General features: G+C 69.1%; 22 protein-coding genes and 1 pseudogene. 9 read left to right on the forward strand and 14 right to left on the reverse strand.

The genetic code is table 11. The features are described from left to right. Window positions 1–99: 99 nt before the first annotated feature. Complete coding sequence (locus tag B378_RS0106965; RefSeq protein ID WP_017343094.1) at window positions 100–918, reverse strand: AAC(3) family N-acetyltransferase; 819 nt, start codon at window positions 916–918, stop codon at window positions 100–102. 449 nt (window positions 919–1,367) lie between these two features. Between B378_RS0106965 and B378_RS0106970 the strand changes: the two genes are divergently transcribed. The 3 genes from B378_RS0106970 (at window position 1,368) to B378_RS0106980 (ending at window position 4,046) form a co-directional block, all read left to right on the forward strand. Beyond that, window positions 1,368–2,153 (forward strand): glycosyltransferase family 2 protein, encoded by a 786-nt coding sequence (locus tag B378_RS0106970; RefSeq protein ID WP_017343095.1) that lies wholly within the window; start codon window positions 1,368–1,370, stop codon window positions 2,151–2,153. Between the two features lie 119 nt (window positions 2,154–2,272). Next, window positions 2,273–3,025, forward strand: coding sequence for a UTP--glucose-1-phosphate uridylyltransferase AglF (aglF, locus tag B378_RS0106975; RefSeq protein ID WP_017343096.1), 753 nt, complete (start codon window positions 2,273–2,275; stop codon window positions 3,023–3,025). A 109-nt stretch (window positions 3,026–3,134) separates the two neighbouring features. Continuing rightward, the gene (locus B378_RS0106980) at window positions 3,135–4,046 is read left to right on the forward strand and encodes an NAD-dependent epimerase/dehydratase family protein (protein WP_017343097.1); all 912 of its coding nucleotides are present in this window, start codon (window positions 3,135–3,137) and stop codon (window positions 4,044–4,046) included. A gap of 1 nt (window position 4,047) precedes the next feature. Here the strand turns inward: B378_RS0106980 and B378_RS0106985 are convergent, their stop codons facing one another. The 4 genes from B378_RS0106985 to B378_RS16735 all read right to left on the reverse strand — a co-directional run bounded on the left by B378_RS0106985 (window position 4,048) and on the right by B378_RS16735 (window position 5,259). Beyond that, on the reverse strand, window positions 4,048–4,374 hold the full coding sequence (locus B378_RS0106985) for a DUF5615 family PIN-like protein (RefSeq protein WP_017343098.1): 327 nt from the start codon (window positions 4,372–4,374) through the stop codon (window positions 4,048–4,050). A gap of 2 nt (window positions 4,375–4,376) precedes the next feature. Next, window positions 4,377–4,649 (reverse strand): DUF433 domain-containing protein, encoded by a 273-nt coding sequence (locus tag B378_RS0106990; RefSeq protein ID WP_017343099.1) that lies wholly within the window; start codon window positions 4,647–4,649, stop codon window positions 4,377–4,379. 144 nt (window positions 4,650–4,793) lie between these two features. Beyond that, window positions 4,794–5,003 carry a hypothetical protein gene (locus tag B378_RS16730; protein ID WP_026046206.1) on the reverse strand — a complete coding sequence of 70 codons (210 nt, stop codon included), beginning with the start codon at window positions 5,001–5,003 and terminating at the stop codon, window positions 4,794–4,796. After that, window positions 4,996–5,259, reverse strand: coding sequence for a hypothetical protein (locus tag B378_RS16735; RefSeq protein ID WP_026046207.1), 264 nt, complete (start codon window positions 5,257–5,259; stop codon window positions 4,996–4,998). Before B378_RS16735 ends, B378_RS16730 begins: the two co-directional genes overlap by 8 nt. A gap of 146 nt (window positions 5,260–5,405) precedes the next feature. Here B378_RS16735 and B378_RS0107005 point away from each other — a divergent pair, with 146 nt between their 5' ends. Beyond that, entirely contained in the window at window positions 5,406–6,677 is a 1,272-nt protein-coding gene (locus tag B378_RS0107005; protein ID WP_017343100.1) for a trans-acting enoyl reductase family protein, read from the forward strand. Between the two features lie 5 nt (window positions 6,678–6,682). Here the strand turns inward: B378_RS0107005 and B378_RS0107010 are convergent, their stop codons facing one another. From B378_RS0107010 to B378_RS0107035, 6 genes are all read right to left on the reverse strand, one after another. Further along, window positions 6,683–7,603, reverse strand: coding sequence for an NAD(P)/FAD-dependent oxidoreductase (locus tag B378_RS0107010; RefSeq protein WP_017343101.1), 921 nt, complete (start codon window positions 7,601–7,603; stop codon window positions 6,683–6,685). Window positions 7,604–7,632: 29 nt separating this feature from the next. After that, window positions 7,633–7,803: a hypothetical protein gene (locus B378_RS16740; protein WP_192812433.1), complete on the reverse strand. Its 171-nt coding sequence runs from the start codon at window positions 7,801–7,803 to the stop codon at window positions 7,633–7,635. Window positions 7,804–7,850: 47 nt separating this feature from the next. Further along, on the reverse strand, window positions 7,851–8,756 hold the full coding sequence (locus tag B378_RS0107020; RefSeq protein ID WP_026046208.1) for a 4Fe-4S binding protein: 906 nt from the start codon (window positions 8,754–8,756) through the stop codon (window positions 7,851–7,853). Window positions 8,757–8,882: 126 nt separating this feature from the next. Then, window positions 8,883–9,611, reverse strand: a complete 729-nt coding sequence (locus tag B378_RS0107025; RefSeq protein ID WP_017343104.1) for a type 1 glutamine amidotransferase — start codon at window positions 9,609–9,611, stop codon at window positions 8,883–8,885. A gap of 131 nt (window positions 9,612–9,742) precedes the next feature. Then, a complete protein-coding gene (locus B378_RS0107030; protein ID WP_017343105.1) occupies window positions 9,743–10,747 on the reverse strand; it encodes an arsenic resistance protein in 1,005 nt (334 codons plus the stop codon). A gap of 456 nt (window positions 10,748–11,203) precedes the next feature. Beyond that, complete coding sequence (locus B378_RS0107035) at window positions 11,204–12,175, reverse strand: phosphoadenosine phosphosulfate reductase family protein (protein WP_017343106.1); 972 nt, start codon at window positions 12,173–12,175, stop codon at window positions 11,204–11,206. Between the two features lie 135 nt (window positions 12,176–12,310). On the opposite strand from B378_RS0107035, the gene B378_RS0107040 reads away from it, so the two are divergent. Next, window positions 12,311–13,654, forward strand: coding sequence for an alkaline phosphatase family protein (locus tag B378_RS0107040; RefSeq protein WP_017343107.1), 1,344 nt, complete (start codon window positions 12,311–12,313; stop codon window positions 13,652–13,654). Between the two features lie 55 nt (window positions 13,655–13,709). On the opposite strand, the pseudogene B378_RS0107045 reads toward B378_RS0107040, so the two are convergent. Both B378_RS0107045 and B378_RS0107050 read right to left on the reverse strand, forming a co-directional pair. After that, window positions 13,710–14,474, reverse strand: a pseudogene (locus tag B378_RS0107045) (hypothetical protein); the annotation flags it as partial. Window positions 14,475–14,498: 24 nt separating this feature from the next. Continuing rightward, entirely contained in the window at window positions 14,499–15,356 is an 858-nt protein-coding gene (locus tag B378_RS0107050; protein WP_017343109.1) for a hypothetical protein, read from the reverse strand. A gap of 88 nt (window positions 15,357–15,444) precedes the next feature. Between B378_RS0107050 and B378_RS0107055 the strand changes: the two genes are divergently transcribed. Both B378_RS0107055 and B378_RS0107060 read left to right on the forward strand, forming a co-directional pair. Further along, window positions 15,445–16,008 (forward strand): TIGR04206 family protein, encoded by a 564-nt coding sequence (locus B378_RS0107055; RefSeq protein WP_017343110.1) that lies wholly within the window; start codon window positions 15,445–15,447, stop codon window positions 16,006–16,008. Between the two features lie 115 nt (window positions 16,009–16,123). Further along, complete coding sequence (locus B378_RS0107060; RefSeq protein ID WP_017343111.1) at window positions 16,124–17,056, forward strand: ZIP family metal transporter; 933 nt, start codon at window positions 16,124–16,126, stop codon at window positions 17,054–17,056. A 45-nt stretch (window positions 17,057–17,101) separates the two neighbouring features. Here B378_RS0107060 and aroC read toward each other — a convergent pair whose 3' ends face one another. Next, the gene (gene aroC / locus B378_RS0107065) at window positions 17,102–18,289 is read right to left on the reverse strand and encodes a chorismate synthase (RefSeq protein WP_007344369.1); all 1,188 of its coding nucleotides are present in this window, start codon (window positions 18,287–18,289) and stop codon (window positions 17,102–17,104) included. A 105-nt stretch (window positions 18,290–18,394) separates the two neighbouring features. Here aroC and B378_RS0107070 point away from each other — a divergent pair, with 105 nt between their 5' ends. Together B378_RS0107070 and B378_RS0107075 are read left to right on the forward strand one after the other, a co-directional pair. Further along, entirely contained in the window at window positions 18,395–18,616 is a 222-nt protein-coding gene (locus B378_RS0107070) for a hypothetical protein (RefSeq protein ID WP_017343112.1), read from the forward strand. A gap of 89 nt (window positions 18,617–18,705) precedes the next feature. Then, a complete protein-coding gene (locus tag B378_RS0107075; protein ID WP_017343113.1) occupies window positions 18,706–19,482 on the forward strand; it encodes an enoyl-CoA hydratase/isomerase family protein in 777 nt (258 codons plus the stop codon). Window positions 19,483–19,685: the final 203 nt, after the last annotated feature.

Here is a 19,685-nt window from a genome sequence, read left to right on the forward strand (position 1 = left end):
CGGCGAGGTTTGTTATCCGTCGGCTACCGGGGTGACGCTTCGCGAGGGCCCTGTATCGGAGAGACACCCGACTGCGCGTTACGGAATCACGCCGCGTCGTCACAGCGTCACGAGGTACGCCGGGTCCGCCTCGAGGCGCGGGACGAGCGACGACTTCAGATCGCCGAGCGTGAAAAAGAGGAGTCGTAACCCGTTCAGGTCGTACCTGTGGATCGCCCCGTCGCGCTCTAGGTCCCGTGTCAGCTTCGGCTTGTTCCACGAGTAGAACGGCGACGTCCGGACCCCGCAGGTCTGCTCGATCGGCTCGCAGCCGTCCCCCTCAGAACAGATCACGCCCTCGAACGTCTCCTCGGAGACGTAGTCGAGACCCATGCGGCTCTCGAAGTAGTGGAGGTGCGAGCAGGTGATCCACGGCGTCCCGATGTCGATTATCAGCGTGTCCTCCTCGACGAGGCGGGCGAAGCAGCCGTCCTCGGCGTAGCTGTCCGCGTGGCGGCAGCCGTCGAATCGGTACGGCCCCCGCACGAGGATCGACTTCATCGCGTCGTCGGTCCGGTAGTCGGCGTCCCGGAGGAACAGCTTCCCGAAGGTGCCGTGCTTCGGCCGGGAGTGCTGCTTGTGGTACACCCCCGAAGTCTCGAAGTAGTCGGTGAACCCCGGGGCGAGCACGCTTCGAAATCGCTCGTCGAGCGTCGACCGGACCAGGGCGTAGGGGTCGCCGCCGAACGCCCGCTTCACGTCGCGCAGCCCGACGTGAACGAACGCCTTCGAGTGCCCGTCGCCGTGGCGATCGAGGAGCGCCTCCAGCCGGGAAACCGGGGCGTCGCCGGCGCTCCGTCGCCGGTTCAGCCGCTTGAGCGCTTGGTGTTTGACCAGGTTCGCGGCCCTGCTGGCCTCGGTCAGTGGGTCGGGTGCCATGGCTGGGTCCGCCGCGGTCGACCGCCGCGGTCGTACTCGTCGATCGTAGCGGTCGTCACGTAGTTACGCCCGGTCTATCCGGCGGTAATCCCGTCTTACCGGCGGGCGGACCCGGTCGGAGTCGCCGGACCTCGGTCGCGAGGAGCTCGGAGTTCCCCGCCGCGTCGGTTCCGGGGGGTCAGACCTCTCACCCCGACGGCTCTCAGACCGTACCTCCGCCTCGATCGGTCGTGCCTTCGCCTCGATCGGTCGGGCCCACCGCGCCATCGGGCTGGCTCTCCGCTCCGTCGAGCCGTCCTCCTCTCCACCGAACCCCCCAAGTCGGGACGCGTGAGTCGGAACCGAAGCCCGGACGCCGAACCGGACCGGAAGCCGCCGGAGCGGAGCGGCGACCGGGGGGAACCGATAAGCGATCTATAACGAAAGCTTGGAGATTCGTTTGGTCCCACATGCCGGACATCAGTGTCGTTATCCCCACGCTGAAACCCCCCGACGAAGTCGAGTGTCTCGACTACCTGGCCGAGGGCTCCTTCTCGGACTACGAGGTGTGCCTTCAGAGCGAATCGACGGCGACGTCGGCGCGGAACGCCGGCATCGAGCGCGCCGAGGCGGACAAGCTGGTGTTCCTCGACGACGACTCCCGGCCGCGAGACGGCTACCTCGCTCGGATGTCTGAGGTGTTCGAGACCGAGACCGCCGTCGCGGGCCGGACGGTCCACCCACGCGACGACGTCTTCGCCGGGAAGCTCACCGGGCACTACGACTTCGGCGACGAGCCGCGCTACGTCACCCGGTTCTGGGGCTGTAACATGGGGGTCCACCGGGACGTGTTCGACGAGATCGGCGGGTGGGACGAGGCGATCCCGTGGGGCCACGAGGAGGTCGACCTCGCGGAGCGGACGCTCACCGTCTCCCCGATCTACTACGACCCGGAGCTTGTCGTCGACCACCCGTACGCGGACTCGGTGACCGACTACCTCACGAAAACGTACCGACAGGAGCGGGAGCAGCCGTACCTGTGGAGCAAGTCGGGCCGGAACCGCCGGGAGCAGTGGCTGGCGATCGCCGGGGACGCGCTCACGCCAGCGAACTACCTCGGCGTCCCGGTGCGGTCGGCGCTGCTCCACGGTGCCGGCACCCTGGCGCGGGCCGCGGGCCGGATCAGCGGGATGCGTCGCCACGAGGCCGCCGGGAACGACCGGGACCCGTCGCCGACTGCGAGCGCCGAGCGGTAGCGACCGCCGAAGGGGGGCACCGAGGCGAGCCCCGTCGATCCCCGCCCACGACCGGGCGAACGCCGGCGAGAGCCCGTAAGCGGCTCATACTTTAGGTCGTGTTTCGGGGAGAGACGGATATGAAAGCAGTCATCCTCGCGGCGGGGAAAGGCACGAGGCTCAAGCCGCTGACCGACGACAAGCCGAAGGCGCTCGTCGAGGTCGCCGGCCGACCGCTGCTGGAACACGTGTTCGAGCAGCTGGCCGAGGTCGGCATCTCGGAGTTCGTCGTGGTCGTCGGCCACCGGAGAGAGCAGATAACCGAGCGGTACGGGGGCGAGTTCGAGGGGACGCCGATCACGTACGTCCACCAGGAGGAGCAGCTCGGGCTCGCGCACGCGCTACTTCGGGCCGAGCCGCACGTCGACGACGACTTCGCGCTGATGCTCGGCGACAACATCTTCCGCGCGAACCTCGGGGACGTCGTCGAGCGCCAGCGCCGCGGTGACGTCGACGCCGCCTTCTTAGTCGAGGAGGTCCCGCTCGACGAGGCGGGGCGATACGGCGTCTGTCGGACCACGGCGGACGGCGAGATCGTCGAGGTGGTCGAGAAGCCCGACGACCCGCCGTCGAACACGGTGATGACGGGCTTTTACACCTTCTCGCCCGCGGTGTTCGACGCCTGTCGCCTTGTTCGCCCCTCCGACCGCGGGGAGTACGAACTCCCGGACACAATCGGGCTGCTGCTGGAGTCCGGCCGGACCATCGAGGCGACGCTGATGGACGGCTGGCGGGTCGACGTCGGGTACCCGGAGGACCGCGACCGCGCCGAGCGCCGCCTGCGCGCCGAGGCGGAGTCGGCGGTCACCGGCGGCGAGCCGACGACCGACTGACCCCGCGACGGTGAGGCGGTCAATTCGGGGGGCGGTCGACCGCGCCGCCGCGGCCGCCGGCGGCCTCGAAACCGAAGCGCTCAACCCCCGCCCGCGAGGAGTCGTGCCTATGCAGGACAAACGCGTCCTCGTCACGGGCGGGGCCGGATTCATCGGCTCGAACCTCGCGAACCGGCTCGCAAGCGACAACGACGTGATCGCGGTCGACGACACCTACCTCGGCACGCCCGAGAACCTCGACGACGACGTCGAGTTCGTCGAGGCCTCCGTCGTCGACGGCGAGTTCCCGGTCGACGTCGACGTGGTCTTCCACCTCGCCGCGCTCTCCTCGCGGAACATGCACGAGAACGACCCCCAGCGCGGCTGCCGCGTCAACGTCGAGGGGTTCGTCAACACCGTCGAGCGCGCCCGGAAGTCGGGCTGTGAGACCGTCGTCTACGCCTCGACCTCCTCGATCTACGGGAGCCGCACCGAGCCTTCCCCGGTCGACATGGACGTGGAGGCGCGCACCGCTTACGAGGCCTCCAAGCTCGCGCGCGAGCGCTACGCCGAGTACTACGCCAACCACCACGACATGGCGATGGCCGGGCTGCGGTTCTTCTCGGTGTACCAGGGCTTCGGCGGCAACGAGGAACACAAGGGCGAGTACGCGAACACGGTCGCGCAGTTCGCGGACGCCATCGCGAACGGCGAGGCGCCCGAGCTGTTCGGCGACGGCACCCAGACGCGCGACTTCACGCACGTCTCGGACGTCGCTCGCGCGTGCGAACTCGCCGCCGACCACGAGCTGACCGGCGTGTACAACGTCGGCACTCAGGAGGCGTACTCGTTCAACGAGATGGTCGCGATGATCAACGACGCGCTCGGGACCGATACCGACCCCGAGTACATCGAGTGCCCGTTCGACGGCTACGTCCACGACACGATGGCCGACTACTCGACGTTCCACGAGGCGACCGGCTGGGAGCCGGAAATCTCCTTCGAGGAGGGCGTCGAGATGGTGTGCGAATCGTACAAGTAGCTCAGGCCCACCCGTCCGGGACGACCTCGACGATCTCGGTATGGTCGTCGTACGCGTCATCGATCAGCCGGATAGCAGTTAGTACGTCGCCGACAGGCGGCTGATCGAGTTGATGGAAATACAGACAGCCACATCGTTCCGACAACTCGAAGAAGTCATCGTCTGCGGTTAACACGACATACCCGTTTTCGCGAGCGTACGCCGCGATATCGGGATCGGTCGCACGAGGATCGAGCGCATCACGGACAGTGACTGCCCGAAGGTCGGGCGCTTCGATACAGGCGTCGATATACCGACGTGCGACGTTCTGGTCGCAGAGGAGCCGCATTACTATTGCGTCCGACTCGCGTCGCTCAGTCGGTCACGAGTCGCTTCCGCCTCCGCCGCGACCGCTTCCATCTCGTCGGGATTCGACTCGTAGTACTCGATAGCGGCGTCGATCTCGTCGGCCGTCAGACCGAACTCCTCGGCGACGGCCGCCCTCGACCAGTCGTGCTCGCGGACCAGCGACCCTACTTGGTGGACGCCGACGCGCGTTCCCTCTACCCGCGGCTTCCCGCCGAGTACGTTCGGCGTCGAAACAACGGGGATGGTCACGCTCATGGTCATATTTCTCCGTGAAGCGGCATAACAGTTTGGCGAAAACGCTGCTCAGGCCGAGTTCCTCTCTACGAAAACGCGTTTAGGACGACACGTCAGGTTGCTCCGGAGATCCAACTGCGGGGCTCTCCCATCGACCGATCGGCGTCAGGACGCGTCGACCGCGCTGCCGGCGGCGACGAGGAAGCCGATGATCGCGGTGACCAGCCCCACCATCCCGATGGCGACGGCGCCGATCTGGAAGGCGTCGCCCGACAGTCGCTGTGCCGTGAGGAACAGGAAGACGGTCGTGACGAAGCCGACGAGCGCTAAGATTCGCCCGAAGCGGCCGGTGTCGATTCCGGGTTCACTAGACACGATTGAGGATCTCCTTGAGGACGCCCTGGTACTCGTCGTCGGTGGCCGCGTTCCCGAGCGAGTGGATGGACTGACAGATCCACAGCCCGGCCGTGAAGTTGATGAACGCCGCCATCGAGACGGTGCCGACCTGCCCCTCCACGAACAGCCCCGTGACGACCGCTCCCACGAACCCCCCCGCCATGAGCGCGTGCGTGACGAGCGATCGGGTCCCGAAGTCCGCGAGCTGTAGTGACAACCGAGTGCCGACTGGCATACCAGTCGTTGCGGCTGTGTATGTAAAGAGGTAGCGCGTGGCGCAGGGTCGGCGTCGCTCGGATCCCCGTCCGGCCGACCTCGTTCGCGCGCTCGGCGGACCCGGACCCCACCAGTTTACCGCGGCCGCTCCGTAGTGGCGCCCGAATGACCGACGCCGATCCGACGCACGACGTCGTGGTGTGGGGCGCGACCGGTGTCGCCGGGCGGTTCACCGCCGAGCACCTCACCGAGCAGTACGGGCCCGAGGAGCTCTCGCTGGCCGTCGGCGGGCGGAACCGGGAGAAGCTCGACGCGCTCGCCGACGACCTCGCCCGTCGCGGCGACGCGCGGGACGACATGCCCGTCGTCGTGGGCGACGCGACCGACCCCCAGAGCCTGCGCGCGATCGCCGAGGACGCTCGGGTCGTCTGTACGACTGTCGGGCCGTACACCCGACTCGGGTCGCCGCTGGTCGAGGCCTGCGTCGAGGCGGGCACGGACTACTGTGACCTCACCGGCGAGGTGAACTGGGTGCGCGAGACCGTCGACCGGTTCCACGAGGCCGCGGTCGAGAACGGCGCGCGGATCGTCCACAGCTGCGGGTTCGACTCCGTCCCGGCGGACCTCGGTACGCTGCTCGTCCAGTCGTTCGCGAGGAAGGAACACGACGCGCCCTGCGACACGGTCCGGATCTACCTCGACGGCGGCAGCGGGAGTGTCAGCGGCGGCACGCTGGCGAGCTTCGGCGAGCTGTTCGAGGCGGCCGCGACCGACCCCCTCGCCCGGGAGGCGCTCCGGAACCCCTACTCGCTGGCGCCGCGGGGCGAGCGGAGCGGCGTCGACGCCGGCGAACAGCGCTGGCCGCAGCGAGACGCGCTTCGAGGCGGGTGGAGCGCTCCCTCGCCGATGGCCCCGGTGAACGAGCGCGTGGTGCGCCGGAGCAACGCGCTCCTCGACTACTCGTGGGGCCGCGAGTTCCGGTGTACGGAAGTCATCCCGACCGGGACCGGACCGCGGGGCGCGGCGACCGCGGGCGCCGTCGCCGGCGGGCTCGGCCTGTTCACGGCCGCGATGTCAGTCGGACCGATCCGCTCGGCGCTCCGTCGGTACTTCTTCCCTGACCCCGGCGAGGGGCCGACGCGGGAGGAAGCGGAAGCCGGGAGCTTCCTGATCCGACTTCTCGGGCGCGGCACGGGCGCTGACGGTCCCTTCACCGTCGAGGCCGAGTTCGGCGCCGACCGCGACCCCGGCTACGGCGCGACCGCGCGGATGCTTGGCGAGTCGGCCGTTTCTCTGGCCCACGACGAGGTCGACTCCCCGTTCGAGGGCGGCGTGTTGACGCCGGCGTCGGGGATCGGCCTCCCGCTCGCGGAGCGACTGCGCGAGGTCGGCTTCACCGCCTCGGTCGACGAGGCCGGGCCGACCGTCGGCGAGTAAGCCGCTCAGGCCGGCTGTGAGTCCAGCTTCTTGTAGTCGATGTAGTCGGCGCCGCGGAGCTCCTCGAGGAGGTTGATCGCCGCGCGGGCGCCCTCGCCGACGGAGGTCGCGATCTGCTGGTGGCCGCCGGTGACGTCGCCCGCCGCGTACACCCGGTCGACCGGCGTCGACTGGTCGGGGTCGGTGACGATGTCGTCGCCGTCGACGGGGACGCCGAGCATCTCCGCGAGGTCGGTGCCACCGGCGGTACCCAACGCGACGAAGAGTCCGTCGACCGAAATCTCGTCTCCCGCCTTTGTCACGACGGTCTCGAGTACTTCTCCGCCGGCGAGTCGGTCCAAGTCGTCGGTGATGACAGGGATCCCGGCGTCGTCGACCCGCTCTTTGAGCTCCTCGCCGGCCTCGAACGACGACCCGTTGGTGAGGATTCGGACGTCGTCGGTGTAATCGAGCAGCATCAGCGCCTCCGTCACGGCGTAGTTGTCGTTGCCGACGACCGCGACGGGGCTGTCGCGGTAGAAGTAGGCGTCACACTCGACGCAGTAGGAGACGCCGTGGCCCTCGTACGCCTCGACGTCCGCGATGGCCGGCCGCTCGTAGTCCGCGCCCGTCGCGAGGATCACGCCGTCGACGACGTACTCGTCGACCGTCGTCTCGACGCGGTACCGCTCGCCCTCCGGCTCGATCCGAACGACCTCCTCCTCGACGATCTCGGCCCCGTACTTCTGGGCGTGTTCCCGTCCCAGATCGACGAGCTCCGGGCCGGTGACGCCGTCCGGGAACCCGTAGACGTTCTCCATGGTGTCCACGTCCCGGGTCGTCCCGCCCCCGTCGTCAAACACCAGCGTTCGCTTGTCCGCGCGGGCCGTGTAGATGGCCGCGTTCAGTCCCGTCGGTCCGCCGCCGATGATCGCGACACCAGACATCTGTATTGTAACAAACGCACTATACTACCTTATGCGTTGCGCCCGCTCGGCGTGCGGTAGTCGACCCACACCGATCCGCCATCGATGGTTTGCGGCCCGAATCGGTCCTGAAGACCGGTTCCGTACTCCTGAACCCCCCCTTCGAACTCGCCGACGATCGACGCGACGGGCACCCGCGCGGCCTCGTTGTGTATATCCAACACATTCTCGTCCGGGCGATGAAGGCGGGTCGTCGGGTCGCAGTCGGCTACTCCTCGTCGAGCGACAGCGCGTCCGTCGGACACTCCTCGACGCAGGCGGCACACTGGAGGCAGTCGGCGTGGTCCACGACGCCGTCGACCTCGCGGGTCGATCCCTCGAGACCGCCCGGCGAGAACACGTCGCCGTGGTCCGTGACCTCGCCCTCGGCGTACTGCCCCGGACGGATCTCCTGTCGGCAGACCGTCCCGCAGCGACCGCAGCTCACGCAGGCGTCCGCGTCGACCTCGACGCGCGGCGCCGGATCGCGACCGAGCGCCTCTGCGACGCGGTGGACGGCGTGCGAGAGCGTCCCGGCCGGGCAGATCTGACACCAGGCCCGCTGGTGGTACACGACGCCGAGAACGACCGCGACGAGCGTGCTGACGCCGAGCATCGTGAGGAACGGCACGCCGAGCGACCCGCCCTGCCGCCACGCGGCGTGGAGTCCCGTCCCCAAGAGTCCGAACGCCGTCAGGGCCACGGCCGCGCGGGTCAGCGGATGCTTGAACCAGTCCGGCGTCCGCTTTCCACGGCTGAGCAGGCGGACGTAGCCGTCGAGCAGGCCGCCGCGCGGACAGAGGTGATTACAGTAGAACCGGCCGCGGACGGCGCCGACGCCGACCGCCGCGGCGGCGCAGCCGACGACGCCGACCCCCGCGACGAGGGGGTACCAGAGCGCCGCCGCCAGCAGTCCGACGAAGGCGACGCCGAGGTAGCGCTGCCAGCGTCGCCGTCGTTCGATCGAGTCATCGCCAACCGGCCGCCGACGGATCGTGTCGAGCCCCCGCTTGTCGAACCACGGCTCCCCGTCGCGTACCCGTCGGACCCTCTCGACGAGTCGCTTCGTTCGCTCACCGGCCGTCACCGACCGCGCCCTGTCCACGAGTTCGCTTGCTCGGTCTCGCAGGCTCATCTTCGACGCAGACGATCCTGTCCGGCGCGTCAGACTTAGTAGTTTGGAAAAACCACAATTCTACACAATACTATCTCGCCAACCCGCTCGGCCGTCGCGACTCCGCTCCGTCAGCGGGTTCGCCGGTCACCTCGTCCGAGGAGGGATCGGGTCCGCCCGGCGGACCGGCTGGTGGCGCTCGGCGAGGCGCCGGAAGTTCTCGAATATCTGCTTGCTCGCCCGCGCCGCCTCGACGGATTCGTCGGTGATCCCGTCCAGCACGGAGCGGATCCGATCGTCCGGAAGGTCCTTCCCTTCCGTCACCCAGACAGCCGTCTCGCGGTCGTACTCCGGGTGGAACTGTATCCCGTAGCTACTGCCGATGCGGAAGGCTTGGACGCCGTGGCCGTTGCGTGCGAGCGTCGTCGCACCCGGCGGGAGTTCGGCGACGCGGTCGGAGTGCGTCTCGAAGCTGACGAACCGCTCCGGGATCCCCTCGAACAGCGGGTCGTCGCCGAGGCGCACGATCCGCTCGTATCCGAGTTCGTACTCCGCCATGTCGACGACGCGCCCGCCGAGGGCCTGCGCGAGGAACTGGTGTCCCCAGCAGATGCCCAGCGTCGGCACGTCCGCCCGGTGGACCCGACGGATCCACTCCGTCAGCTCGTGAATCCAGTCGCGGTCGTCGTACGCCGAGGTCTGTGACCCGCTGATGACGACGCCGTCGAACCGCCATTCGGACGCCGACACCGACGGCGGGAACTCGCCCTCGCTCGCCTTGTAAACGACGACCTCCGCGTCGAGTTCCCGACGGAGGTTCGACTCCGCGGGCGTCTCCCCCACCGACGCATCGATCACTGCGAACGTTACGCTCATGTGTCTACCGAGGCGCACTACGGTCAAATTACTTTGTGTGTAATGTACTATACACACACTATCGATGTCGATCCGACGAGAGCCGGTGGCGCTCGCTCGGTACCGGACCGCGACGGCGAGACGCCCGCCGCTCAGATGAACTCCGCGACCGCTTCACGGAGAGAGCGTCCCTCACCGACGACGTCGCGCCGATAGTGCATGTAGACCGCGCCGAGCGGGGGCTGGATAACGTACGCCAGTGCGATCGGTAACACCGCACCGGAGGGCACCGCGTCCCCGGCGACGACGATCGCCAGCGCGATCGACAGGTTTCGCATGCTGGTCGCGTACACGAGCGCGACGCCCCGTCGCGGGTCGAGCAGCGTCCGTCCGGCGGCCGCGGCGACGCCGAGGACCGCCGCGTAAAACACCACCAGCGGAACGACCGTCACCGCCGACGCGACGGGATCCGCGAGGATCTGCCCGGACTGCATCGTCATCGCGACGAACACGATCAGCATCACGCCGAGCGACGACAGCCCGCCGAACAACGGCTTCAGGCGCTTGAAACCCGCCGTGGAATACCGGCGGAGCAACAGCCATCGAGTGACCGTCCCAGCGGCCATCGGGATGACCACCACCTGCGCGAGCTGTCGGTACAGCGCCGAGGGGTCGAACCCGATGTCGGCGGGCACGAGTACGGAGAGGTACGCCGGGAGAATCACGATCGCCGCTAACAGGTTGACCGCCATCGCGACCAGCGCCGCCTCGAGGTCTCCGTCGGCGAGGCCCGTCCACGCGGCGGTCATCCCGGAGGTCGGGATGAGCGCGATGAAGTACAGTCCGACGGCGTACTCGATGTCGCCGCCGAAGAAGCCTCGCGAGAGGGCGACCGCGAACAGCGGCGCCGCGCCGAAGTTGATCAGCAGGCTCAACCCCACTGGACCGGCGTGGTCGCGGACGTTGATCACTTCCCGAAGGTCGATGTTGATCATCATCGGGTAGATCATCAGGAACAGGATCGGGACGACCGCGGCTCGCAGGAGCGCCTTCGTCCCCGAGCCCGCGACCTGGCCGAAGGCCAGCCCGGCGACCAGCGAGGCGACGACGACGTAGATGAGGTTCTCCTTGATTCCGGTGAGGAACGGGCGTATCATCTGATGGACATGGACAGTTCGTGATGCGGGCGCTTGCCGTGCCGATACGCTCTCTTCCGTCGGGCGGGCGTTCGCTCTGTCATCTCTCGAGCATCCGGTCGGCCGGCCGTCGACGCCTCCGGCCGGCTTCGGGACTCTATACGCGATAACGCACGACGCAACCAAAAATGTATGGTATACACAATTCTACTGCGGCCGGACGGAACGACCTCGGTCGCGACTCCGGCCGCACATTTCACAGCCAAACGCTACTGTCGCTCATTCATCGCATATATGTAACGCCGATCTCCGGGAACAGAGGCGAACGGAGAGATGTGCGATCTGTCCAATCACACGCCGGTGATCCGCTCGTCGGAACCGAATACGGAGTCAGTCCGACCTCGCGAGGGCGTCGATCTCGGGGGCGTGACCGAAGAAGGAGCCGTTCGTCGATTGACCGCGCGTCGCCCGCGTGGCTTACATGTAGCCGAGGTCGCGCAGGCGCTCCATCAGGTCCTCCTTGTCCTGGGCGCGGCCGGCGCGCTCGGTCGTCTCGTCGAGGTTCTGGAGCCACGCGGGCTCCTCGGTCGTCTTCTCCGTCGAGACCTCGCTGCCGAGCGAGCGGAACCCGGCGAAGTACTTCGGCGAGATCGGGACGTCCTCCTGCGTAACGCCCTCCGGCAGGTCGTCGTCGCTCTGCGGGATGTACCCCTCGTCGGGGAACGCTTCGACGGTGTCGGGCACGACGAAGTTCCAGAAGGCCTCCCACACGTCGGCCTCGGCGAACTGGAGGATGGGTTGGATGCGGTCGTGCGGCGGGAACAGGTCGGGGTCGTGACGCGGCGAGAAGAACGTCTCGTCGGCGCGGGCCTCCTGCTCGTCCCAGCGGACGCCGGAGATGACGCCGTCGATGTCGTGCTCCTCGAGGGCGTCGTTGAGCGCGACCGTCTTCAGCAGGTGGTTGCCGACGTACGTGTCGAGCAGGAACGGGAACGAGTCCTCCTCGAACTCTAAGATCTCCCGGATGTGGTGCTGGTTGTGCTCCGAGAGTGCGTCGACGGGGATGTCGTCGCCGGGTTCGAGGCCGTGTTCCTCGACGTAGTCGCCGACGTCCTCGTTGCGGGCGTACACGAGGTCGATATCCCACTCGTCGGCCCAGTGCTCGACGAAGTCGGTGATGTCGTCGAAGTGCTGGAAGTGGTCGATGAAGACGGCGGTCGGCTTCTCGTGGCCGTACTCCTCGGCTACCTGATTGATGAAGTACAGCGTCAGCGTGGAGTCCTTCCCGCCCGTCCACATCACCGCGGGGTTGTCGTACTGTTCGAGCCCGCGGCGGGTGACCTCGACCGCCTTCTCGATTTTGTGCTGGATCGACGGGTAATCCTCGGGGGTCTCCCCCTCACCGTCGGTGTAATCGACGTCGACGCTCGCCGGGAAGTCGTCGCTCATACGGCGTAGCCGTCGCCGCCGAGACGAATAGGCTTTCTGAATCGCGGGCGCCCGAGGGAGCGCCGACCGAGGGCGGTCGCCGCCGCTGTCCCGCGGAACACAAGGGATATGCCGGCTCCACCGGAACCTCCGGACATGGGTCTGTTCGACCGGCTCCGCGGCGACGACGACGAGCGCGTCGTCTTCCTCGGGATCGACGGCGTACCGCTCGACCTCGTCGAGGACCACCCCGACGTCTTCGAGAACCTGACCGACGTCGCCGAGACCGGCTCCGGCGGCCGCTTAGAGAGCATCGTCCCCCCCGAGTCGAGCGCGTGCTGGCCGAGCCTCACGACCGGCGTGAACCCCGGCGCCACGGGCGTGTACGGCTTCCAGGACCGCGAGCGCGACTCCTACGAGACGTACGTCCCGCTCGGTCGCCACGTGGAGGCGACCCGGCTGTGGGACCGCGTCACCGACGCCGGCCGCGACGCGACCGTCCTCAACGTCCCCGTCACGTTCCCGCCGTCGACGCGGGTCCAGCGGATGGTCTCCGGCTTCCTCTCGCCCGACCTGGAGTCGGCGGCGAGCGACGAAGAACTGCGCGCGACGCTCGACGGCTTCGACTACAAGATCGACGTCAACGCCAAGCTCGGCCACGACGACGACAAGACGGAGTTCATCGAGAACGCGCACGCGACGCTCGACGCCCGGTACGAGGCGTTCGACCACTACCTCGCACAGGACGACTGGGGCCTCTTCTTCGGCGTCTTCATGAGCACGGACCGCGTGAACCACTTCCTGTTCGGCGACTACGCGACCGACGGCGAGTACAAGGAAGAGTTCCTCGAGTTCTACCGCAAGCTCGACGGGTACATCGGCGAGATACGCGACTCGCTCGACGACGACACCACGCTGATCGTCGCCTCCGACCACGGGTTCACCGAGCTGAACTGGGAGGTGAACTGCAACCAGTTCCTCGCCGACGAGGGGTGGCTCTCGTACGCGGACGACGACCACGACTCGCTGACCGACATCGACGACGAGGCGCGCGCGTACTCGCTCATCCCCGGCCGCTTCTATCTCAACTTAGAGGGGCGCGAGCCGGAGGGCGTCGTTCCACAAGACGAGTACGAGGCGACCCGGGAGGAGCTCATCGACGACCTCGAATCGCTCACCGGCCCCGACGGCCGGCAGGTGTGCAAGCGGATCGTGAAAGGCGAGACCGTCTTCGACGGCGACCACGACGATATCGCCCCCGACCTCGTCGTCATCCCCGCGGACGGGTTCGACCTCAAGTCCGGGTTCAGCGGCAAGGAGGCCGTCTTCACCGAGGGGCCCCGCAACGGGATGCACAAGTTCGAGAACTCGCTGTTGTACTCGACCGACCCCGACCTCGATCTCACCGACGCGAACCTCTTCGACGTGACGCCGACCGTCCTCGACCTGCTGGACGTCGAGGCCGACGACGAGTTCGACGGCGAGAGCCTGCTGGGCTGACGGCGGTCGCACCGACGGAGGCCGGATCCGCCTCGTCGCCCGCGACGCGCGCCCTCAAACCCTCCGTCGGCCGCGAACACCGCAGACAGAGGATCCCGGTTCCAGCCCAGTTCACGTGGTTCGACCCGCAGTGCGGACACTGGTGGCCGTCGTTGTCGTACTCGGTCGTCCCCCGCGGCGCGGCGAGATGGCCGTCGTCGACCGCGCGCTCGACCAGCCCCGGGAACCGCTGTTTCTTGAATCGGGCGCGGTGCGCGAGGAACTCGCCCGGTCGGCTCGGGTCGCTCCCGTGGAGGTCCTCCCATTTGATCGCTATCTCGCCGTCCGCCTGCCCCCGCGCGACCTGCTTGATCGTCGCGGCCGCGGCCTCGAACAGCGGGGTCGTCGCGAGCGCCTGCGGGGAGTCGATTTCGCCGCTCGCGGCGGCGTACCGCTCCGCGGCGTCGTCGTACGCTCCGTCGGCGCCGCCGAGCCCGCCCGCGACTCGGAAGTCGGCCACGAACTCACCGAGGCAGGCGGCCTGTCCCGGTGCCGAGAGGACTGACTCGAAGTCGCGGGCGGCGGCGATCCCCTCGGTCGCGCGTCGGTTCGCGCGCTCGTCGACGCCAGCGACGCGATACGCGACCGCCGCCGCGAGCAGCTGTTGGAGCCCCTGGCCGACCCACCCCTTCTCGTCCGGTTCGAACGGGTCCAGTTCGGGTCGCGGGTCGGCGAGCACGCGTCGCCCGCCGCGGGTGTAGCGGTCCCCGGCGCGCTCGTACTCCCGGGTCGCCAGCGCGTCGACCGCCGCGTCGTGGTGGCCGCCGTCGTCGGTGTTCACACGGTCCGTACGGCGGGCGGCGAGTTACGCCTGACGCCCCGCCGCGGGCGTCCGCTCCGAGCAGGCGCGGTAGAACGCCACCGAGTAGGTCGCCCACAGCGCGCCGAGGACGCCGGTGACCGCGATCACTCCGACCCCGACTCCGACGGTGCCGAGTGTGCCGACCTCGACGGTCGGGACCCACACCGGGGCGGACTCCATCGCCGGCGGCGGTGCGAGCGACAGCGACGCGGCGGCGACGAGGAGGCCGAACGCCGCGCCGCCGCCGGTCAGGAGGGCCGTGTAGAGGAACGCGGCTCCGAGGTTCGACCGCACGACGCGGACGCTGCGACGGAACCCGGCGACGAGTTCGGCGCCGTCGACGACGATCGCGTGGGCGTAAAACTGGAGAAAGAACGTGACGAGCAGGTACGCGGCGAACAGGCCGACGACGATGATCGCCAGCACCGCCAGGAGCGTGACGTCCTCGGCGGGGACGGCGAGGAACCCGGCGGGCTCGCTCGCGACGCTGCCCGCGATCCCGAGGAGGGCGCCGAAGAACGCGAGGAAGCCGAACGCGAGGCTCACTCCGAGCAGCGCGAGGTACGCGACCAGCAGCGGGAGATAGTGTTCCTTACCTCCCGAGACGAGCGTCGCGACGCCCGTCGTCCCGTCGAGCGCTTCGTCCGCCATCGCGAGCAGGCCGCCTTGGAAGAAGGGAGCGACGAGGATCAGCACGCCGAACGTCAGCGCGGACACCGCCGCGGACAGCTCCGGGTTCGCCGTCGGTCCCACGATCAGGTCTGGGAGCTGTGCGAGCGCGAACAGCGCCGAGACGGCGACGAGGACGGGGTTCCTCGCGACGCTACCGACGGCCGGACGGATCGAGCGGAGGGCTGGCATGGCTGGTCGGTCCCTCCGAGGACAGTAAAAACCCCTCGGCGCCAGCGCGGTCCCGACCATACTTACTCCCGGGCGTCGAACCCCTCCTATGGAGAGTTCGGACGACGCGTCGCGCTCGGCGGCGGAATCGACGTCGCGATCCGTCTCGCGGGAGAGAGCGGGCTCGCCGTCGACCAGCGGGCGCGTCGAGTGGCTCCTCGTCGTCGCGCTGCTCGCGGTCCCGATGGCGGTCGTTCCGGGCGGCGACGACGCCCCGACGCTGGTGAGCCTCTGGGGGTTCGTGACGCTCGGCGGCGACGGGAGCGGGCTCGGCGGCTACCCCGTGTGGGCGTACTTCCTCGACCAGCCGCGGCCGTTTGCGACGCTCCCGCCGTCGATCCGGGCGTGGCCGCTCGCGCTCGGGTTCCACCTGCTCGCGGCCGGCAGCGCCACGAGCGGCGTCGCGCTCGGCCGCGAGGACCGCCGCGTAACGGGCGGCCTCCTCGTCCTCGCGGCGGCCGCGACCCTGTGGGTGGCGGCGGGGCTGGGCGTGCGGTTCGGCGTCGGCGCGACCGCCGGCTGGTTCGCCGTACTCCCCGCGAGCGCGCTCGCGACGCTCGCCCTCGCGGTCGCGGCGTACGGACGTGACCTCCGCGGGATCGCGGTCCGGTAGCCCCTCGCGCGGTAGTCCCTCGTGTGGTGGTCCCTCGTGTGGTAGCCCTCGTTCGGCCGATCGGGCCGCGACCCGGCCGACCGCATTTATATACCCGGGTGCGGAATCGAGGTCCATGACAACGCTGTCGGGTCTCCTGACCATCACCAGCCTCGCGGGGCTCGCGACGGGGCTGGGTGCGATACCCGTGTTCTTCCGGTCTCGCGTCACCCACCGCACCTACGACGCGGCGCTCGGCCTCGCCGCGGGGCTGATGGTCGCCGCCAGCGTCTTCGGCCTGATACTCCCCGGATTAGAGGAGGGAACGCTCACGGCGGTGATGACCGGCGTGTTCCTCGGCGGCGTCGCGCTGTTGGGCGGGAACTACGCGATCCCGCACCTCCACGCGCAGTACCGCGAGTGGCTCCCCGAGGGCGGCGCCACCGGCGACGACGTTGAGTCGATGCCGACGAGCGACGACCGGCTCGGGATAACCGCAGACGACCGGTCGCCCGGAACCGAGGCCGACGCGGCCGGAAACACCGGGGACGCGGCGTCGGAGTTCACGTCGGACGCCCACGCCGAGGCGACCGCCGAAACCGACGCCGCCCGCGAGGTGACCCTCCGGAAGGCGCTGCTCATCGGCGGCGCGATCACCCTCCACAACGCCCCGGAGGGGTTGGCGATCGGCGTCGCGTTCGCCTCCGGGTTAGAGGAGGTCGCACTGCTGCTCGCGGTGGTGATCGGGCTCCAGAACGTGCCCGACGGGTTCGCGTTCGCCGTCCCGATGGCGGACACCGGGATGTCGAACGGTCGCGTCCTCTGGTACACGACCCTCTCGGGGGTGGTCCCGCAGGTGGTCGCGTCCCTCTTCGGATTCCTGCTCGTGACGGTCGCGGCCGGCCTGTTTCCGGTGTCGTCCGGGTTCGCGGCGGGCGCGATGCTCGCGGTCGTCTTCCGGGAGCTGATCCCCTCCTCGCACGGCCACGGACACGCCGACGCCGCGACGGGCGCCTTCCTCGTCGGCTTCGTCATGCTCGTCGTCGTCGACGCCGTCATCGTGGTGTGAGCGGCGGAGCGATCGCACGAACAGAGGACTCGTCGTCGTCGTCCGTTACTCGTTCTCCGGACTGCTCGGGTGGTAGTCGGTGTCGTACTGCCCCGGATTGCCGTCGACGCGGTCGGGGTTGATCCGGCCGGCGAGCAGCATGAAGTCGAGGACGGTGCAGTAGAGCATCGCCTCGACGACGGGGACGGCCCGCGGCGGGAGGACGGGGTCGTGGCGCCCGACGACCTGGATCTCCTTCTCCTCGCCCGTCTCCCAGTCGGCGGAGCGCTGCTTCTTGGGGATCGAGGTCGGTGCGTGCCACGTCGCCTCGCCGTAGATCGGCTCGCCGGTCGTGATCCCGCCCTGGAGCCCGCCGTGGTCGTTCCCCTCGGGGACGGGGTCGCCCTCGTCGCTCTCGACGTGGTCGAACGACTCGCCGTCGTCGAACGTCCAGTCCTCGTTGCGCTCGCTGCCCGTCACGTCGACGGCGTCCTTCCCGAGGCCGAACTCGACGCCCGTCGTGGCCGGAATCGAGAACATCGCCTGTCCGAGCCGGCTCGGGAAGCCGTCGAAGCGCGGGGCGCCGAGCCCGCGCGGAACGCCGCGGCACTCGAAGTAGATCGAGCCGCCGATGGAGTCGCCCTTCTCCTGGTACTCCTCGATCAGCTCCTGCATCTCGGCGGCCGCGTCGGGGTCGGCGCAGCGCACGTCGTTCTCCTCGCTGTTCGCGAGGAGCTGCTCGAAGCTCACCGGGTCGGCCTCGACGTCGCCGATCCGGTTGACGTGGGCTTTGATCTCCACGTCGTGATCGGAGGCGTCGAGCACCTGTTCGGCGACCGCGCCGGCCGCGACCCAGTTGACGGTCTCGCGCGCGGAGGAGCGGCCGCCGCCGCCCCAGTTGCGCGTGCCGAACTTCGCGGAGTAGGTGTAGTCGCCGTGCGAGGGGCGCGGCGCCGTGACGTACGGCTCGTACTTGCCCGAGCGCGCGTCCTTGTTCTGTATCACCATCCCGATCGGCGTCCCCGTGGTGTAGCCGTCCTGAACGCCGGAGTTGACGACGACCTCGTCGGGCTCGCCCCGCGAGGTAGTGATCATCGACTGGCCCGGCTTGCGCCGGTCGAGCTGCGCCTGGATGGCCTCCTCGTCGAGCTCGACGCCCGCGGGCACGCCGGAGACGGTGACGCCCATCGCGTCGCCGTGGCTCTCGCCGTAGGTCGTCAGCTGGAAGAGTCGGCCGAACCGGTTCCCGTTCATACCCTCACGTGTGGCCGGGGGCATATAGGGGTTGCAATCCGCGCAACCGGTGTCGGCTGCCGCGCGACCGATGGCGGTATGTAACGGGAACGCGTTGGTGGGTGCGTGCGCGAACGTCTCACTTCGGACCTCGGCGTGTACGCCATCTCGGGGCTGTTCTCCCTCGTCGTCTTCGTCCTCGCGCTCGGGATCCTCTCGCGGACGCTCCCCGACGGGCTCGCGAGCCGACAGCTCGGGGGGCTGATCGTCGGCTACCTGCTGTTCGTCGGCGTGTACACGACGGCGTGGTTCATCTACACAGGGATCGACAGCCGCGAAGAGGTCTAATAGGGGACACGGGAGGCTCGCCGACCAGCGGAAGCAGCCAAGGTTCCGCCTGCCGAACCGTTTTCACGCCGCCCCGCGACGAGGTCCGTATGACTCGGGATACCATCGACTTCGACGTCGACGACCGCGGGGTCGCGACGATCACCGTCGACCGACCGGAACAGCTCAACGCGCTCACCGTCGAGACGCTCGAAGCGATCGAGGGGGCGTTAGACGAGGCCGCCGACCGCGACGCCCGCGTCCTCGTGATCGCCGGCGCGGGCGACGACGCGTTCGTCGCGGGCGCGGACATCTCCTACATGGTCGACATGTCGACGCCCGAGGCGCAGGCGTACGCAGAGCTCGGCCACCGCGTCGCGGAGGCCATCGAGACGTTCCCGGCGCCGACGATCGCCGCGGTCGACGGGTACGCCTTCGGCGGCGGCTGCGAACTCGCGCTCGCCTGCGACCTCCGGGTCGCCGCCGAGAGCGCGGTCCTCGGACAGACCGAGATCGACCTCGGTATCATCCCGGGCTGGGGCGGCACGCAGCGGCTCCCGGCGCTCGTCGGCGACGAGGTCGCCCGCCGGCTGATCTTCCTCGGCGAGCGGATCGACGCCGAGGAGGCGGCCGAGGTCGGCTTCGTCGGCGAGGTCGTCGCCGACGAGGCGTTCGACGACCGGATCGACGAGCTGGCCGGCGAACTGGCGGCGAAGCCCGCGACCGCGCTGCGAGCCGCGAAGGAGGCGCTGAACGCGGCCGGTCAGGGCGCGGGCGCGACCGGGCTGGCCTTGGAGCGCCGGGCGTGGGCCGGCCTGTTCGGCACGCACGACCAGCGCGAGGGGATGGCGGCGTTCTTGGAGAAGCGCGAGCCGGAGTTCGAGTAGTAGAGTTGCGAACGGACGCGGTGGCGCGCGCCTCCGAGCGCCCGATAGGGCGCGAGGAGCGCGTGCGAGGGACGCCGTGAGCGACGGGCGACCGGAGGGAGCCCGGAGCGAACGGCGAGGCTGGGGAGGCGAGAGGTGCTGTGCGGGGCGGGACTCGAAGGGGCGGCCGCGAGGCGGGCGCAGGCGTTCACGAGAGCGGAGCT

Origin of the sequence: Halorubrum sp. T3 (genome assembly GCF_000296615.1) — an archaeon.
GTDB classification, from domain to species: domain Archaea; phylum Halobacteriota; class Halobacteria; order Halobacteriales; family Haloferacaceae; genus Halorubrum; species Halorubrum ruber.